The sequence below is a fragment of the Gordonibacter pamelaeae 7-10-1-b genome (assembly GCF_000210055.1).
Taxonomy (GTDB): domain Bacteria; phylum Actinomycetota; class Coriobacteriia; order Coriobacteriales; family Eggerthellaceae; genus Gordonibacter; species Gordonibacter pamelaeae.
Genome location: NC_021021.1, coordinates 1,071,207 through 1,087,538, shown reverse-complemented (window position 1 = coordinate 1,087,538; position 16,332 = coordinate 1,071,207). Strand labels below are relative to the sequence as shown.

The following is a 16,332-nucleotide window of genomic DNA, read 5'->3' as shown; positions in this document are numbered from 1 at the left end:
CCTTTCGCTGCCTTCTCGGTTTTCGCGAAACGCCTACCTCTATAATAGTAAATAGTGCGTTCTTTCTTCCCGTTGTATCGTGCGGGCAGGTAATACGCCTAACCGGATGCAGACTAGGGAGATGGATTTTGCGGCAAGAGGCTCTCCACACCATGCTCGATGGGCTTTCCGAGCTTATTTACGTGTGCGATACGGAAAACTACCAGCTGCTCTACCTCAACGAGGAGGGCCGCCGTATCTACGATATCGATGCGGCGGACGATGGGCGTCTGTGCTACCAGGTGCTGCAGGGACGCGAGGAGCCGTGCCCGTTCTGTACGAACGAGCAGCTGTCGCATGACTCCTTCTTCGAATGGGAATTCACAAACCCCTTGACCAAGCGCCATTATCTGCTGCGCGACCGTCTGATGAGCTGGGATGGGCGCCCAGCGCGCTTGGAAATCGCCTTCGACGTGACGGATCGAAAGCGCGAAAGCGAGGCGTTCAAGTTTCTGGCCGATGCCGGCACCATGGTGGTCGATTGCATCAGGGTGCTCGAGGGGGAGCACGTCTTGGAAGCCGCCCTCAACGATGTGCTGCGTATTCTCGGCACGTTTCTCGAAGCCGACCGCGCCTATGTTTTCATGCGCGAGGACGACTGCATGGTGCGCACGCACGAGTGGCGCAGCCTGGGGGTTGCGCTGCAGAAGCCGCTCATGCAAAACGTGCCCAGGAACCTTGCCGACGAATGGATCGAGCGGTTCACCGTGGGCGATGCCGTGATCATCGAAGATGTCGAAGCGCTCCTCCAAGCGCAGCGAACTGACGAATACGAGGTTTTGAAGAGTCGGGGCATCTTCTCGCTTGTGTCGGTGCCGCTTGAGGTGGACGGCGCCTTCGTGGGCTACCTCGGTGTCGACAACCCCCGTCGCGTTGGCGACCTCACCTTCGTCAAAGCGCCGCTCGTTGCGTTCGCGGGGTTCGTGTCTGCGCGCATGAAACGCGAGAGCGCGCAACGCTTGGTGGCCGAATTGACCTGGAACGATTACCTGACTTGTGCAAGTTCGCGCGCAGCGTTCTACCGCGACCTCGACCGCGGCACGTTCGAGCGTGTCGGCCTTGCGCTGGCTGACGCCGATTTGCTGGCGGTCGTCAATCGGGAGCAGGGGCGCTCCGTTGGTGACGAGATGCTGCGCCGCATGGCCGCATGCCTGCGGGAGGTGTTCGGCGACGCCGTGTACCGCATTGGCGACGACGAGTTTTGCGCCGTGTCGACCGCTATCGACTACGATCGCTTTGCCGAATTGACCGAACGTGCAATCCGGCGGTTTCTTGAAGAGAGCATTCCCGCATCGCTCGGCTCCGCCTGGCACGAGACGTGCACGGACATCGTCGGCTTGCTCGATGTGGCCGGCGACCGTATGCGCAGCGCGAAGCGCGGCCGCCACCGCGCCGTCGACCTGGGCATCGACCTGACGTCGGATGTGGTGGCAAGCAGCCTGCTTAGGCCGGGCGGTGCGCAAGAAGCCGTAGAGGCGGGCCTGTTCACAATCCACCTCATGCCGCAGGCGTCCGGCAAAACGGGCGAGGTTGTGGGCGCCGAGGCCCTCATCCGTTATCGCGACCCCGAACGCGGCAGGGAGGTGCTGCCTGCGTCGTTCATCCCCGCATTGGAGGACATGGACGAGATGGGGGCCCTCGACTTCTTCGCGCTGTCGAAGTCGTGCGAGACCGTGGCGCGCTGGCAGCAGGAAGGGCGCCCGGCGATGCCCTTGGCGGTGAACTTCTCGCGTCGCACGATCGATGACGAGGGCTTCGTGGATCGCGTGGCGAGTACGGTGGCATCGTATGGTATCGATCGGTCGCTCATCGAGATAGAGATCACCGAGTCGGCTCGCGAGGAGAACGAGGCGTTGCTGCGGGCCGTGACGGAAGGGCTGCACGACTTGGGTTTCCGGGTGGCCATCGACGATTTTGGCGTGGACAACGCCAGCTTCCAGCTGTTCTTCCAGCTTGGGTTCGACGTGCTGAAGTTGGACAAGTCGCTCGTATGGGGCCTCGACACCACCGATCGCACCATGCAGGTGATCTGCAGCCTGGTAAGGCTGTGCGACGATCTGGGCATCGAGACGGTTGCCGAGGGGATCGAGACCGGCGAGCAGCACCAGGCCTTGCAGGAGGCAGGCTGCACGCGCGTGCAGGGCTACCGGGTGGGACGGCCGCAGCCTATCGAGGAGTTCGAGCGACGGTTTCTCGCTACCTGAGCGACTCTGCGGCGCACTGACGCGGGTGCCGTGCCGTCCGTAAAGGTTCCGCAAATTCGCCGCAGGCCCTCTCTGCCCGGAGGGAGCCTTCTGCTAAGCTGGCACGCGACGGAAAACGCGACGGGGCCGCGGCCCCGGTACCTCGGGAGGCTTTCATGGAACCTGGACGCATCGGCGTCATCTTCGACTGCGACGGCACGCTGCTCGACTCGATGGACGTGTGGCGCGAGGTGGAGGACGAGCTGGCGCGCCGCGCAGGCGCCCAGCTGACGGATGCGGACAAAGACGAGCTCACCACGCTCAACATCCCCGAGGCAGGTGCGTTCTTCCATGACCGGTTCGGTTTGGGCGCCGCTGCGGACGACGTCGTGCGCATGATGGACGAGCTCATGCTGGACTACTACCGCAACCGCGCGCACGAGCGTCCTGGCGCCTTGGCCTTCGTGCGCGCTCTCGTGGAGCGCGGCGTGCGGGTGAGCGTGGCCTCGTCCAGCCCGCAGAAGTACCTGCAGGCGGGCCTTGAGCGGGCGGGCTTCGCGCCGTATGTGGGCCTGGTCGTCTCGGTGGACGACGTGAGCTCCTCGAAGCGCGAGCCGAAGGTGTACGACCATACGCGCCGTCTCATGGGAACGCCGCTGGAAACGACCTGGGGATTCGAGGACTCTGCCTACGCCCTGCGCACCCTGCGCGGCGCCGGCTACCGCACCGTCGGCATCTACGACCGCGACGACGCCGGCACCCACGAGGAGCTGCGGGCAAACGCCGACGCCGTCATCGACAGCTTCGAAGAACTGGACGCGGAAACGTTCATCAGCTGGAACGAAGTCCGCTAAGCTAGAGCGCTCCCGGCGCCTTCCGGGAAAAGCGCCGGAACGTCGACTAAAACTGTTTCTCGATCCAGGCAACCAGCTCTTCGTAGCCTAGGGTACCGTCGGCTACTCCATAAACCGTCCTCAACAGCTCGTCGTGGCGCGGTTTGAACTTGATATCGTTCAGCCTGAGAAACATGCCTATACAGGCACCACCCGTGCGTTTGTTGCCGTCGGCAAAAGGATGGTTGTTAACGATGCCATAAGCATAACGGGCAGCTTTTTCGGCTGCCGATGGGTAGAGGTCAACACCGTCGAAGGTTTGCCGAGGTTGCTCTATCGCGGCGTCGAAGAGTCCTTCGTCCCGAAGTCCGTCGAGGCCTCCGAACGTTGCGATCAGGTACGAGTGGATCGCTCTCACGTCTTCGTGCGTGAGATACTCCCAATGCGCGCTCATTTTGCAAGTTCGGCGAACACGTCGGCATATTCGTCGATGAACTCTTTCCCTAATCGTACGGCTTTGCTTTCCATAGCTTCCTCCTTCACCTCGTCGATCGGTATGATCTGGGCGATGGGGTGGCTGTTCTTGATGACGGTTACGCTTCCTGCCGCCCGGGCCTTCTCCATCACGCCGTTGAAGTTGCGGGCGACTTCCGTCGCGGTGACGCTGATGGGCATGGCGTCCTCCTCGGTCCGGCTTTCATTGTGGTCAGTATAACATGAATGCAAATAATTTTACAAATATAGATGCAAAATATTTTACATAAAATTATGCGTAGTTACCGCCACGGATCCTCCTGGTACGTTGGCTCCGGGTCTGCGGGGCGGTCGGAGTAGGGGTCGTAGCCGTCGTCGTCCTCGGCGGCGGGGCGCAGGAAGGGGTCGCTGGTGGGTTCCGGCTTCGACGGCTCCGCGGGGGCGACCGGCGTCGTCACCGGCCGCACGCGGTAGCGGGGTTGCGGCTCGCGCTCGTCAGCCACGGTCGTCGTCCTCCTCGGTTCCCACTTTTGCCAGGTCGTACGGCGTGGTCTGGTACACGTAGTAGTTCAACCAGTTCGTGTAGAGCAGCTGCGCGTGGGCGCGCCAGGTGGCGCGGGGCTCCTGCGCAGGATCGTCGCCCGGGAAATAGTGGCGCGGCAGGGGCATGTCCAGGCCCTTCGCGATGTCGCGCTCGTACTCCACCATGAGCGTTCCGGCATCGTACTCCGGATGCCCGAACACGAAGAAGTGACGGCTGTCGGTGCTCTTGGCCAGGTAGACGCCTGCCTCGTCGGACACGGCAATAAGCTCCAGGTCGGGATGCGCCTCGATATCGGACGCATGAACCTCGGTGTAACGCGAATGGGGCGCTCTGAAGAAGTCGTTGAAGCCGCGCACGAGCGGCGAAGACGGCTTCACCACCTCGTGCTCGAACACTCCGAACAGCTTCTCCGGCAGCTCGTACTTGGGAATGCCGTAGTGGTAGTAGATGCCAGCCTGCGCACCCCAGCAGATATGCAGCGTGGAGTGCACATTCGTAGCGGACCACGCCATGATCTTCGCAAGCTCGTCCCAGTAGTCCACGTCCTCGAAGTCCAGCAGCTCCACGGGCGCGCCGGTGATGATCATGCCATCGAAGTGCTGGCCTTTGATCTCGTCGAACGTGGTGTAGAACGTTTCCAAATGCTGCTCGGACACGTTTTTGGACTCATGGCTGGCCGTTTGCAGCAGGCTCACCTCTATCTGGAGCGGCGTGTTGGACAGCTTGCGCATGATCTGCGTCTCGGTGACGATCTTCGTGGGCATGAGGTTGAGCAGCAGCACTTTCAGGGGACGGATGTCCTGGTGCATGGCGCGGAACTCGGTCATCACGAAGATGTTCTCGCCTTCGAGGACGTCGGTCGCGGGCAACGCGTCGGGTATTTTGATAGGCATGGCAGGCCTCGCCTTCCGTGTCGGGGGCACCTGGAATGTTCGTACCATGATACCTGTTGCGCAGATGACCGGCCTATCTGAATTATCGGTAGCGCGTTATCGCCGCCACACGCGACGAGACCAGGAGACGTGGCTGGCGAAGGGCAGAGAAGCGATGGGAATATCGTCGTGCCTGATCGCGTGCTCGCGCGGTCGGGCATCTTGTACAAGAATCCTCAGGGCAAAAAGCAAAACGGGGTTCAGGCAAGGAGAGAGAGGGTTTTATGGCGTCAGAGCAGAAGGAGCGCGCGGTGCGGCCGATCACGGTCGTGAAGTTCGCCGGCGCGGTCATCGCCACGTTGATCGGGTCGGGGTTCGCCTCCGGGCAGGAGGCCATGCAGTTCTTCGCCGCGTACGGCACGAACGGCATCATCGGGTGCATCATCGCCATCCTGCTGTTCGCGGGCATGAGCGGCGTGCTCCTGGGTTACGGCTTCAAGCACAAGGGGGCGAGCGATTTCTCGGCGTTCCGCTACTTCTGCGGCAAGTACCTGGGCACGTTCCTGGAGTGGTTCACCATCCTGTTCTGCTTCCTCGTGGGCATCATCATGGTGTCGGGCGCGGGCGCCACGCTCAACCAGTACTTCGGCGTGCCGCAGATCGTGGGCAGCGGCCTCATGGCGGCCATCGTGCTGCTGAGTGCGCTCTTCGGCCTCAAGCGCATCGTGGACATTCTCGGCTCCATCGGGCCCGTGACCATCGCGTTCCTCATCATCCTGGCCATCTACACGCTCGTGGTGCACGGCGGCGGCCTGGCCGACGCCAACGCGGCTGTGGAGGCGGCAGGCGACAGCGTGGTGTACGGCGTGGGCTCCGGCAGCGCGTGGTTCGCGCTCGGCGCGTTCATGTACGGGCGTACAACATCCTGGCGGGCGTGCCGTTCATGTCCGAGATGGGCACCGGTGCGCGCTCGCGCAAGGAGGCCGTGCTGGGCGGCGCGCTGGGCGGCGCGGCGCTCGGCGTGTGCGCGCTCTTGCTGAACCTGGCGCTGCTGTCGGTGTTCGGCGAGGCCGTGCAGTACGAGGTACCGGTGTTGTTCCTGGCGCAGCAGATCTCGCCCGTCGTGGGCCTCTTGTTCGCCGTCATCCTGCTGGCCGAGATCTACAACACGGCCGTTCCCATGGTATGGACCGTGGCCAACCAGTTCGTCGATGAGAAGCAGGACAAGCGCAAGTACCAGTTCCTCATCGCGCTTCTGTGCGCCGTCATCTTCATGGGTGGGCAGCTGCCGTTCGGCATGCTGGTGAACCTGATCTACCCGTTCGTGGGCTACTTCGGCGCGCTGTTCATCGTGGTGGTCATCGTGCAGATGATCCGCTGGCGCATCGACCGTGCCCGCGGGATCACGCGCTAGGGCGAGGGAGGCGAAGATGGCTGAGACGAGCGAAACCCCCGCCCGCACGCAGGATTACGTGGAGCGCGACCGCGCCTGCATGGGCCCCACGGCGCGCATTCCCTACTACGACCTGGTGGTGGATCACGCGCGCGGCGCGCTGCTCTACGACGTGGACGGCAACGAGTACATAGACCTCCTGGCCGCCGCGACGTCGGCCAACGTGGGCCACTCGCACCCCGCGGTGGTCGAGGCCATCTGCGGGCAGGCGCAGAAGGTCATCCAGTGCTCGCCCGCCTACTTCTACCACGCGCCCGAGGTGGAGCTGGTGGAGAAGCTGGCCGCCATCGCTCCGGGCGACACGCCGAAGAAGGTGGTGTTCGGCACGTCGGGCTCCGACGCCAACGATGCCATCATCAAATTCGCGCGCGCCTACACGGGGCGGCCCTACGTGGTGTCGTTCCAGGGCGCCTACCACGGCTCCACCTACGGCTCGATGACCCTCTCGGCGCTCAGCCTGGGGATGCGCCGCAAGATGGGGCCGATGCTGCCGGGCATCTACCATATCCCGTACCCCGACGTGCAGCGCGCAGGTGTGGGGCACTTGAGCGAGCAGGAGCAGGCGGAGTTCTTCCTGCGCCCGCTGCGGGAGATGTGCGAGACGTACCTGCCGGCCGACGAGATCGCCTGCATCGTGATGGAGCCCATCGCGGGCGACGCCGGCATCATCGTGCCGCCGCAGGCCTACGTGGACGCGCTCACCGCGTTCTGCCGCGAGAACGGCATCCTGTTCGCCGTGGACGAGATCAACCAGGGCATGGGCCGCACGGGGAAGTGGTGGGGCATCGAGCAGTTCGGCGTGGAGCCCGACCTCATGTCGGTGGGGAAGTCGTTGGCCAGCGGGCTGCCGCTGTCGGCCATCGTGGGCAAGGCGGACATCATGGACAGCTTGAGCTTCCCGGCGCACATCTTCACCACCAGCGGCAACCCGGTGTGCTGCGCGGCGGCGCTCGCCACCATCGATGTCATCGAGCGCGAGGGCCTGCTGGCGCGCGGGGCCGAGCTGGGCGCGTACGCGAAGGAGCGCTTCGAGGACATGGCCGCGCGCCACGCCATCGTGGGCGGCGTGCATGGCATCGGGCTCAACCTGGGCATCGACATCGTGGACCCCGCGACGGGCGAGAAGTGCGCGCTCGACGCGCTCAAGGTGGTGTACCGCGCGTTCGAGGAGGGCGTGGTCATCATCTGCATGGCCGAGTCGGTGCTGCGCTTCCAGCCGCCGCTCGTCATCGAGCGCGAGCAGCTGGACCGCGCGCTCGACGTGCTCGACCGCGTGATCGGCGAGGTAGAGGCCGGGCTCGTGCCCGACAGCATCGTGCCCGAGGGCAAGGGCTGGTAGAGTGCCTGCGACGCCTGGATGTTTCACGTGAAACATCCAGGCGTTTGAGAACATGCGTGCTTGTCGTTGCTTCGGCCAACACGGCTCCAGGTGCCGAAGGGTGTTCTTAGGCTAGAGTTTTTTCGCTTTCATATCATGTCTGATACCGATAGCTCAATTATCGTAATATACGATAACGAACTATCGGAAACTCGTACCTACCGCGGGGCAACGCGCTGCCTCTATAATGTTCCGGACACAGCGACCCCCCCCAGATCCAACGAGGAGCATCCATGAGCGAAACCATCGGCACCACCTGCGTGCAAGGCGGCTACCGTCCCGGCGGCGGCGAGCCGCGCCAGGTTCCCATCTACCAGTCCACCACCTGGAAGTTCGACACGAGCGAGCACATGGGCCGCCTGTTCGACCTCGAGGAGTCCGGCTACTTCTACACCCGTCTCGCCAATCCCACGAACGATGCCGTGGCCGCGAAGATCGCCGAGCTGGAGGGCGGCACGGCAGCCATGCTCACGTCGTCGGGCCAGGCGGCCAACTTCTTCGCCGTGTTCAACATCGCGGGCTGCGGCGACCACGTGGTGGCCAGCTCCGCCCTCTACGGCGGCACGTACAACCTGCTGGCCAACACCATGCGCCGCATGGGCCTCGAGTGCACGTTCGTCGCGCCCGACTGCACCGACGAGGAGCTGGAAGCCGCGTTCCGCCCCAACACGAAGGCCGTGTTCGGCGAGACCATCGCGAACCCGGCGCTCGCCGTGCTCGACATCGAGCGCTTCGCCGCCGCCGCGCATGCGCACGGCGTGCCGCTCATCGTGGACAACACGTTCCCCACGCCGGTGAACTGCCGTCCCATCGAATGGGGTGCGGATATCGTCACGCATTCCACCACCAAGTACATGGACGGCCACGGCGCGAGCGTGGGCGGGGCCATCGTGGACGCCGGCCGCTTCGACTGGCTGGCGCACGCGGACCGCTTCCCCGGTCTCACGCAGCCCGACGAGAGCTATCACGGCGTGGTGTACGCCGAGCGCTTCGGGCTGGAAGGCGCGTTCATCACGAAGGCGACGGCCCAGCTCATGCGCGACTTCGGCTGCTCGCAGTCGCCGCAGAGCGCCTACCTGGTGAACCTGGGGCTGGAGAGCCTGCACCTGCGCATGGCGCAGCACAACCGAAACGGCCTCGCGCTGGCCGAGCATCTGGCCGCGCACCCGAAGGTGGCGTGGGTGCGCTACCCGGGTCTGCCGGGCGACTCCCAGCACGAGCTGGCGCAGAAGTACCTGCCCGGTGGCGCGAGCGGCGTGGTGAGCTTCGGCGTGGCCGGCGGGCGCGCGGCGGCCGAGACGTTCATGGCCAACCTCAAGCTGGCGCAGATCGCCACGCACGTGGCCGACGCGCGCACCTGCGTGCTGCACCCGGCCAACGCCACGCACCGCCAGATGAACGACGAGGAGCTGGCCGCCGCCGGCATCACGCCCGACCTCATCCGCCTCTCGTGCGGCATCGAGGCCACCGAGGACCTGATCGCGGACGTCGATCAGGCGCTCGCGGCGGTGTGAGCGGAGGGCGTGGTACGATAGCGACCAAGGAAAGCCCGCGAGAAGAGTCGTAGCGAGAACTCGATCACGGAGGTGCCCTATGAGCCGCACGAAGCTGTACGCGCGTATCGGAATCGGCGTGGGGACGGTGGCGCTTCTGGCGTGCGTGTTCTTCGTCGCTGCGGCCATAGGCGACCTCGGCCGCCTGCGCCAGGGTATCGAGAAGGGCTTCGATCTGCGCGGCGCCTACCAGCTTCCCGAAAGCCGCGGCGAGTACCTCTCGTTCCAGGTGTTCGACGAGGAGCGCACGTGGGAGGCATGGAGCGGCGGCGATGCGACGGCGGTCAGGGGCACGATCGGTGCAACCAATGATCCGAACTGCTATCTTCTGCTCGACGAGGATGGCGTCGAGGTCGGGTGGGTGCACCTTGCCTTCGCCGACCGCGATGGCGCCGGCACGCTTTACGTGCGCTATGGCGACGATGGCCTCGTGGAGATGCGCAAGGTGAGCACCGTCCCGCTTTACTTCAAGTGAGAGCCAGGGGACAGCGGCGCTTAGGCGGCGGGATGTCTCGTGCGTTCGCCGCCTAGTAGTAGATGATGAGCAGTCCCAGCAGGATGCCCACGATGACGAAGAACGTGGGCAGCTTGCTGCGGTACATGAGCACCGACTGCGGGATGATCTCGCCGAACACCACGTACAGCATGGCGCCGCTCGCGAAGCCGAGCGACAGCGACAGCCCCAACGGCCCGATGTCGCCCAGCCAGTAGCCCAGCCAGGCGCCCAGCACGGTGGGAAGGCCGCAGGCGGCCGTGGCTGCGACGGCGCGCACGCGCGACATGCCGCCGTTGATGAGCGGCACCGACACGGCCATGCCCTCGGGGATGTTGTGCAGGCCGATGAGCACGGCCATGATCATGCCGGTGCCCAACAGCAGGTTGTCCGATGCCACGAAGCTCGCGCCGATGGTCATGCCCTCGGGCACGTTGTGCAGCGCAATAGCGCAGGCCATGACGATGCCGGCCACGAACAGGGCCATCTTCGAGTCATCGCGCTTGCGGTGCTCTGCCAGGTGGTCGGCATGGATGAGCTCGTCGAGGTCGTCATGCGTCTTCGGGTGCGACTTCCTCGCCACATGGGGCACCTCGTGCCGCGTGCGCCGGTCGATGACCAGGTTCAGCCCGTACACCACGGCCACGCCCGCGATGACGGCGCCCGCCGCCACGAGCACAGCCTGGCTGGTGAACGTCTCTGCCGCCTCGACGGATTCGGTGAGCAGGTCGAAGCATACGATGGAGAGCATGATGCCGCCTGCGAACGACAGCAGCAGGCTCACGGTGCGGTTCGATTCGCTTCTGAACAGCGCGCCCACGATGCCGCCCAACCCCGTGCCGCCCGCTCCGGCAACGAGCGTGACGACGGTGATGAACACGAACGGGTCCATGATTCCCCTCTACCCCTGAAGGCGCACCGGCGGTTATGCCGCCTTCGGCAGCTCTTCCTGCGCGCCGTTCTCGCCTTCGCCTGGCTCTTGCTCGCCGGGGCCGTCGGCGTTCGCGTCGTCGCCCACCCTTACGACGTTCGCCAGCGCTGCTGCGACGGCCGCGGGGTCGGCCTTCGACAGGACGTCGGTGCCGTCTTCGACCGTGCATCCCGAGCAGCCGCGCGTGCGCTTCGCATCGAGCGCGTCCTGCACGGTGCCGGAGTAGATGGTCCCCGAGTTCTTGAGGTACTGGCAGTCGGGGTTGAAATGGTACACCTCGCCGAACGGCGTCCAGTAGGCCAGCCCGTCGTCGGAGAGCACTGCCGCGCCCGCCTCGGCCTGGTCGAGGTCCTCCTGCGTGGCCGGATGGTAGTCGATGCCGCTCGCCACGGCGGCGACGAGCGCGATGGCCGCCACGATGGTGCCCACCTTCTTCGTGCCCTTGTCCAAGTCCTTGTTCGTCAGCATCAGCAGGATGACGGGAGCGAACGCAATGGCGGCGACGATCACGCCCAGGTCGGTCTGCACCCAGTAGGCCAGCTTGTTCTCCTTGGCGGCCGGCGCGAGGTGGTTCGCGTGCTTCCACAGCTGCGAGCCTATGACCACCAGAATCAGGTCGACCACGAGGAAGATGATGAGCCACGTGGCCGGCGTCGGGCCGGGCAGGAACAACGTGCCGTTCATCACGAGCACGGCCATGACCTCGCACACGATGCCCAGCACCCACAGCACCGCGGCGCCGATGCGGAAGGGAAGCGCCGACCCGTTGCGGGCCACGTGCATCTCCTCGCGCACGGCCTGGTTGGCCTCGGCGCCCGAGCCGCCTTGGTGCGGGTGCGCGATGGCCTTGCCGGTCTTGGCGTCGACGAACGTGCGCTCCTTCGGCTCCTTCTTGGCGGGATGCTCCGCCGCAGGTGTGCTCTTCGCGGTTTCCGCTTTTTCGGTACCTTCCCGGTCGTGCTTCCTCGTTGTTATAGATCCCCGTTTCCTTGTGTTTCAAGAGATGGTTGAACTGGGCCTTTGCCCGTATCCTTGCGTGCACCCCATTATAATTCCCACAGCGAGAGGGCAGGTTTTCCCCGTGGGGGTGCAAGCATTAGTTGAAAGAGGAAGCCATGGGCATGGACGTGCAGCAGATCGTGGGGCAACTGGTGAAATCGGCCGCAGAAGACCCGGACAGCCTCAAGCAGCTCGGCGTGGACCCGGCCGCCGCCATCAAGGGCGCCACGGGCCTCGATCTGAGCGACGAGGAGGTAACCGACGTGGTGAAGGCCGTCGAGCCGCTGCTGGAAGGCAAGGAGCTCAACCTGGACGCCGTCATGAAGGCCGCCGGCGACTTCCTCGGCGACGCCGATATCCTCGGCAAGCTAGGCGGCTTGTTCGGCGGGAAGTAGGGACTTGCCGCGGCCTGCTGTGCCGCAGCGCAGCGACGATGCCGCAGCTCAACAGGGCGGTTCAATTACCGAAGTGGATGCGGTTGAAGTCCGACTTAGCGTATACCACGCGTTCCTGCACAGTTCCGCTCTCTTCGTCTATCCAATAGAATACGACGTACTTCCCCGCGGGACAAAGGCGCCGAAGCGCGTCGGTGAAACCGTATGCCCGTTCCGCAAAACGCTCGGGAAGGGTTGACAGCTCGTAGACGATGTCGTCGATGATGTGATCGGCGCGCAAGCAAGCTTCGTCGACCGATTCGGCGTAGCGCATTTCGTAGAAGGAAATGTTGGCGAGGTCCTCGAGAGCGCTATTCTCAAAGCACCACTTCATAGGTCATGGTCGGCCACTTTCTCTGCAACGCGCTTGCGGATCTCCGTCTTGGCCTCCTCCGGCGTGTACGTGCGGGGGTGGCGCTTGTTGTGCTCGATGGCCTCGTCGATCATGAGGCCCACGTACTGGTCGTAGTCGAACGTGGCCGCGTCGATAACCACGAGCGACGCGCGGCCGTTCTTCGTGAGGTAGATGGGCTGGCCGGTCTCTTTTGCCAGCGCCTCGATGCCATTGTAGTCGCGGCGGATGTCGGTGGAAGAGCGGATGATCGGTGCTGCCATGCTGGTCTCCTAACGCGCGGATGCTCGAATAAGCATATTATAATATGATTTAAAGCAAAGAAAATATAACGTTTTATAAAACAATCAGCACGCAATGAAACAAGACGAACGTGAAGTTCGACCGAAAAACTTTTGAATCTTTCTGCAGATCGCGACGAATGCGGAGGTTTTCCGTTGACTTCGCGAAGGGCTCCGGCATACAATGCAAAGGTTCGCTTTCAAAAGCCCCGTGCATGCAGCGAAAACGGAGACGCAGACAAAGGAGTCCAGGCCCGAGTCGCGTGTCGGCGTAGGAACCCGACGGTCCGTCCCACCTGCACTTTTGAAAACCGACGTGCCGCTTCCGCACTGCGGACGACCACCGGAAAGGCCCGGCCTCGAAGGGAATCGCCCGGACGCGTGGAGAGCGGCGAACCCGGCGGGCGCGTTTGCGCGCGCACGGCGGAATGAAGGATTATTTGGAGGAAGCTAAGTGAAGACGTATTACGCGAAGCCCCAAGAAGTTGAGCGCGAATGGGTCTTGATCGACGCCACGGACCAGGTTCTGGGCCGCGTCGCCGTGAAGGCCGCGCACATCCTCAAGGGCAAGCACAAGCCGCAGTACACCCCGCATGTCGACACCGGCGACTTCGTTGTCATCATCAACGCGGACAAGATCCGCGTGACGGGCAACAAGGCCGAGGACAAGCGCTACTACCGCCACAGCGGTTTCCCGGGCGGCTTGAAGTCCGAGACCTTCAACGAGGCCATGGCCAAGCATCCCGAGCGCGTGATCGAGCATGCCGTGAAGGGCATGCTGCCGAAGAACACGCTGGGTCGCGCCATGGGCAAGAAGCTCAAGGTCTACACCGGTGCGGAGCATCCGCACATGGCTCAGCAGCCCCGCGAGATCAAGATGGAGGGTTAAACAATGGCAGGTGAAGCTTTGTACTACGGCACCGGCCGTCGTAAGAACGCCGTCGCTCGCGTGCGTCTCGTTCCCGGCACCGGCAAGGTTACCATCAACGGCCGCGAGGCCCTGCAGTACTTCGGCCGCGAGGCGCTGGTGAACTACGCGCTCACGCCGTTCAAGGTGACGGACACGATGGATCACTTCGACGTCATCGCCCGCATCGACGGCGGCGGCATCTCGGGCCAGTCCGGCGCCCTGCGCCACGGCATCGCCCGCGCCCTGCTTGCGGCCGGCGACTACCGCGCCGAGCTCAAGAAGGCCGGCTACCTCACGCGCGACGCCCGTATGGTGGAGCGCAAGAAGTACGGCCTGAAGAAGGCCCGCAAGCGCCCGCAGTTCAGCAAGCGCTAGGATCGCGCTGTCGAGCAGCACGTTTTCTGCAAGCCCGCTTCCCTTCGCTGGGAGGCGGGCTTTTTTACCTCACGGGGGCACGACGGAGAAGGATCGCGCATGGCAACGGTTCGAAAGGCGAGGGCCGACGAGGTCGGCCAGGTGCTGGATTTCTACACGCGCATGATCGACGCGATGCGCGGCACGGAGTTCGACGTGTGCTGGGAGCATGACGTGCATCCGACGCAGGCGTTCCTGCGCGCTTCGACCGAGGCGGGCGAGGTGCTGGCAGTCGTGGCGCCCGAGGGCGGGGCCGCCGGGTCGTGCTTCGCCGCCGCCCTGGTGCTGAACGCCGAGGCCGATCCCGGCTACGGCCAGGCGCGTTGGCAGGTGGATGCCGCGCCCGACGAGGTGCTGGTGGTTCACGTGTTGGCCACGCTGCCGGAGTTCCACGGGTGCGGCTTCGCGCGCCAGCTCTTGGAGGGCGCCATCGCGGCAGCACGCGAGGCGGGGGCGAGGGCGCTGCGGCTGGACACCTTCACCGACAACGTGCGCGCCCAGCGGCTCTACGAGTCGTGCGGCTTCGCGAACTGCGGCGTCTACGAGGACTTCTATCCCCACCTCGGCCGTGCCGGCGTGCTGTACGAGTTCGCGCTGTAGCGGCGGGCGCCTTCGAGCCGACGGGAGCCTCCGCCGTTTGCCTCGCCTTCGGTCAAAGCGCCCTGCGTAGCCGAATCCACGAACTTCACACTTACGAACGGGCCTCCCCATCTGCTAGGATGGGGAGCGATACGAACGTCTGCGCCTGTCTCTTTCGGAAAATTTTCCTCACACCTCGCGAAAACCAGCCATCCTCGGCCGCCTGCGGCCCTGCCTTCGCGCGCCGAGCCTTCCAGAAAGGGGTATGCAGCTTCATGTCGAACACACCTATCCGCCACGCCGGAGCCGTCCTGTTCGCGGTCGCGTTCGCCACGCTCCTTGCCACGTTCAACGAGACGTTCCTCAACGTGGCCCTCACGCCCATCATGGACGACCTGGCGGTGGGCGCCGGCACCGTGCAGTGGGTCACGACCGCCTACATGCTGGCCGCCGCCATCATGGTGCCCGTGACCGGGTTCCTCTACCGCAGCGTTCCCACGAAGCGCCTGACGATGGTCGCGCTTGCGCTGCTGCTTGCCGGAACCCTGATCGGGCTCGTGGCGGGAAGCTTCGCCGCGCTGCTCGCGGGGCGCGTGGTGCAGGCGCTCGGCACGGGCATGATCGTGCCCATCGGCATGAACCTGACGCTGGCCGTGGCGCCGAAGGGCAAGCCGGGCACGTACATGGGCGTGGTGAGCGCCATGACCACGCTCGGCCCGGCGTTCGGCCCGATTGTCGCAGGGCTCGTGCTGTCGGTGGGCGACTGGCACCAGCTGTTCGCAGTGTTCGCCGTCATGGTGCTGGCTGCGGCAGTGCTGTCGGCCGCCGTGGTGCCGAATGCGGCCGAGCTGACGAGTCCGCGGCTCGACGTGGCTTCCACCTGCCTGATCAGCCTTGCGCTCGTCGGCCTGCTATACGGCCTGTCCACGGTGTTCTCGGGCGGCTTCGCGATGGCGGCGGTCGCGCTTGCCGTGGGCGTGGGCTGCCTGGTTGCGTTCGTCGTGCGCCAGGGCCGCGTGGCCGAGCCGCTCGTCGACCTGCGTCCGTTCTCGAGCCGCGCGTTCGTCATGGGCCTGGCGGTGATCGTGATCGCGCTCATGACGGTGTTCTCCATGACATCATCCTGCCGTTGTTCATGCAGGGCTCGCTCGGGTTCTCGGCGTTCGACGCCGCGCTCACGTTGCTGCCGGCGTGCGTGCTGTCGTGCGTGCTGGCGCCGCTGGCGGGCAAGGTGTACGACCGTGCGGGATTGCGCGTCATGCTCCCGGTGGGCCTGGGCCTCATGGCCGTGTTCGCGTTCGCGTTGTCGCGCTGCACGGAGCAGGCTACGTCTCCCGTCATCGTGCTGTGCTACGCGCCCGTCATCGTGGGCTGTGCGCTTTCCATGGGCCCGGCCCAGAGCTATGCGCTGTCCAGCCTGAAGCCGCAGCTGTACCCGCACGGCGTGACCATCGTGTCCACGTCGTTCCAGATTGCGGGATGCGTGGGATCGTCCCTGTTCGTAGGCGTACTGTCCAGCGTTCAGGCCGCGCAGCTCGCGGGCGGCGCGGCGGACAGGCTCGCCACGGCCGCGGGCTTCCAGGCCGCCTGCCTCGTGGCCATGGCCGTCG

At 64.7% G+C, this 16,332-nt stretch carries 20 protein-coding genes and 1 pseudogene; 13 read left to right on the top strand and 8 right to left on the bottom strand.

Annotated features, from left to right (window positions below):
• Positions 1-128 precede the first annotated feature (128 nt).
• Positions 129-2,243: a bifunctional diguanylate cyclase/phosphodiesterase gene (locus tag GPA_RS05100; protein ID WP_227114998.1), complete on the top strand. Its 2,115-nt coding sequence runs from the start codon at positions 129-131 to the stop codon at positions 2,241-2,243.
• A gap of 155 nt (positions 2,244-2,398) precedes the next feature.
• Entirely contained in the window at positions 2,399-3,076 is a 678-nt protein-coding gene (locus tag GPA_RS05095; RefSeq protein WP_015539162.1) for an HAD family hydrolase, read from the top strand.
• Positions 3,077-3,122: 46 nt separating this feature from the next.
• Here GPA_RS05095 and GPA_RS05090 read toward each other — a convergent pair whose 3' ends face one another.
• The 4 genes from GPA_RS05090 to metA form a co-directional block, all read right to left on the bottom strand.
• Positions 3,123-3,509, bottom strand: coding sequence for a type II toxin-antitoxin system death-on-curing family toxin (locus tag GPA_RS05090; RefSeq protein ID WP_015539161.1), 387 nt, complete (start codon positions 3,507-3,509; stop codon positions 3,123-3,125).
• Positions 3,506-3,730 (bottom strand): type II toxin-antitoxin system prevent-host-death family antitoxin, encoded by a 225-nt coding sequence (locus GPA_RS05085; protein ID WP_015539160.1) that lies wholly within the window; start codon positions 3,728-3,730, stop codon positions 3,506-3,508. Before GPA_RS05085 ends, GPA_RS05090 begins: the two co-directional genes overlap by 4 nt.
• Positions 3,731-3,831: 101 nt before the next feature.
• Positions 3,832-4,032, bottom strand: a complete 201-nt coding sequence (locus GPA_RS05080; protein ID WP_041239132.1) for a hypothetical protein — start codon at positions 4,030-4,032, stop codon at positions 3,832-3,834.
• The gene (gene metA / locus GPA_RS05075) at positions 4,025-4,966 is read right to left on the bottom strand and encodes a homoserine O-acetyltransferase MetA (RefSeq protein ID WP_015539159.1); all 942 of its coding nucleotides are present in this window, start codon (positions 4,964-4,966) and stop codon (positions 4,025-4,027) included. The genes GPA_RS05080 and metA overlap by 8 nt, the downstream gene beginning before the upstream one ends.
• Positions 4,967-5,229: 263 nt before the next feature.
• Between metA and GPA_RS16705 the strand changes: the two genes are divergently transcribed.
• The 5 genes from GPA_RS16705 (at position 5,230) to GPA_RS05050 (ending at position 9,804) form a co-directional block, all read left to right on the top strand.
• Entirely contained in the window at positions 5,230-5,985 is a 756-nt protein-coding gene (locus GPA_RS16705; RefSeq protein ID WP_015539158.1) for a hypothetical protein, read from the top strand.
• Complete coding sequence (locus GPA_RS05065; RefSeq protein ID WP_041239131.1) at positions 5,931-6,359, top strand: hypothetical protein; 429 nt, start codon at positions 5,931-5,933, stop codon at positions 6,357-6,359. Before GPA_RS16705 ends, GPA_RS05065 begins: the two co-directional genes overlap by 55 nt.
• 16 nt (positions 6,360-6,375) lie before the next feature.
• Positions 6,376-7,737, top strand: a complete 1,362-nt coding sequence (locus GPA_RS05060; RefSeq protein ID WP_015539156.1) for an aspartate aminotransferase family protein — start codon at positions 6,376-6,378, stop codon at positions 7,735-7,737.
• A 272-nt stretch (positions 7,738-8,009) separates the two neighbouring features.
• Positions 8,010-9,290: an O-acetylhomoserine aminocarboxypropyltransferase/cysteine synthase family protein gene (locus tag GPA_RS05055; RefSeq protein WP_015539155.1), complete on the top strand. Its 1,281-nt coding sequence runs from the start codon at positions 8,010-8,012 to the stop codon at positions 9,288-9,290.
• A 79-nt stretch (positions 9,291-9,369) separates the two neighbouring features.
• On the top strand, positions 9,370-9,804 hold the full coding sequence (locus tag GPA_RS05050) for a hypothetical protein (protein WP_015539154.1): 435 nt from the start codon (positions 9,370-9,372) through the stop codon (positions 9,802-9,804).
• A 52-nt stretch (positions 9,805-9,856) separates the two neighbouring features.
• Here the strand turns inward: GPA_RS05050 and GPA_RS05045 are convergent, their stop codons facing one another.
• Both GPA_RS05045 and GPA_RS16700 read right to left on the bottom strand, forming a co-directional pair.
• Positions 9,857-10,714, bottom strand: a complete 858-nt coding sequence (locus GPA_RS05045; RefSeq protein ID WP_015539153.1) for a ZIP family metal transporter — start codon at positions 10,712-10,714, stop codon at positions 9,857-9,859.
• 33 nt (positions 10,715-10,747) lie between these two features.
• Positions 10,748-11,530 (bottom strand): YbjC family protein, encoded by a 783-nt coding sequence (locus GPA_RS16700; RefSeq protein WP_147274485.1) that lies wholly within the window; start codon positions 11,528-11,530, stop codon positions 10,748-10,750.
• Between the two features lie 338 nt (positions 11,531-11,868).
• Here GPA_RS16700 and GPA_RS05035 point away from each other — a divergent pair, with 338 nt between their 5' ends.
• Entirely contained in the window at positions 11,869-12,147 is a 279-nt protein-coding gene (locus GPA_RS05035) for a hypothetical protein (RefSeq protein ID WP_015539152.1), read from the top strand.
• A gap of 61 nt (positions 12,148-12,208) precedes the next feature.
• On the opposite strand, the gene GPA_RS05030 is transcribed toward GPA_RS05035, so the two are convergent.
• Entirely contained in the window at positions 12,209-12,520 is a 312-nt protein-coding gene (locus tag GPA_RS05030) for a type II toxin-antitoxin system RelE/ParE family toxin (protein ID WP_015539151.1), read from the bottom strand.
• The gene (locus GPA_RS05025) at positions 12,517-12,801 is read right to left on the bottom strand and encodes a prevent-host-death family protein (protein WP_015539150.1); all 285 of its coding nucleotides are present in this window, start codon (positions 12,799-12,801) and stop codon (positions 12,517-12,519) included. The genes GPA_RS05030 and GPA_RS05025 overlap by 4 nt, the downstream gene beginning before the upstream one ends.
• Before the next feature lie 472 nt (positions 12,802-13,273).
• Here GPA_RS05025 and rplM point away from each other — a divergent pair, with 472 nt between their 5' ends.
• The 5 genes and pseudogenes from rplM to GPA_RS20620 form a co-directional block, all read left to right on the top strand.
• Entirely contained in the window at positions 13,274-13,708 is a 435-nt protein-coding gene (gene rplM, locus GPA_RS05020) for a 50S ribosomal protein L13 (protein ID WP_041239130.1), read from the top strand.
• A gap of 3 nt (positions 13,709-13,711) precedes the next feature.
• On the top strand, positions 13,712-14,104 hold the full coding sequence (gene rpsI / locus GPA_RS05015) for a 30S ribosomal protein S9 (protein WP_041239129.1): 393 nt from the start codon (positions 13,712-13,714) through the stop codon (positions 14,102-14,104).
• A gap of 99 nt (positions 14,105-14,203) precedes the next feature.
• Positions 14,204-14,743 carry a GNAT family N-acetyltransferase gene (locus GPA_RS05010; protein WP_015539149.1) on the top strand — a complete coding sequence of 180 codons (540 nt, stop codon included), beginning with the start codon at positions 14,204-14,206 and terminating at the stop codon, positions 14,741-14,743.
• Positions 14,744-14,997: 254 nt separating this feature from the next.
• Positions 14,998-16,143 carry an MFS transporter gene (locus tag GPA_RS17320; protein ID WP_167536603.1) on the top strand — a complete coding sequence of 382 codons (1,146 nt, stop codon included), beginning with the start codon at positions 14,998-15,000 and terminating at the stop codon, positions 16,141-16,143.
• Positions 16,107-16,332 (top strand): annotated as a pseudogene (locus GPA_RS20620) (multidrug efflux MFS transporter); the annotation flags it as partial. The gene GPA_RS17320 and the pseudogene GPA_RS20620, both read left to right, overlap by 37 nt.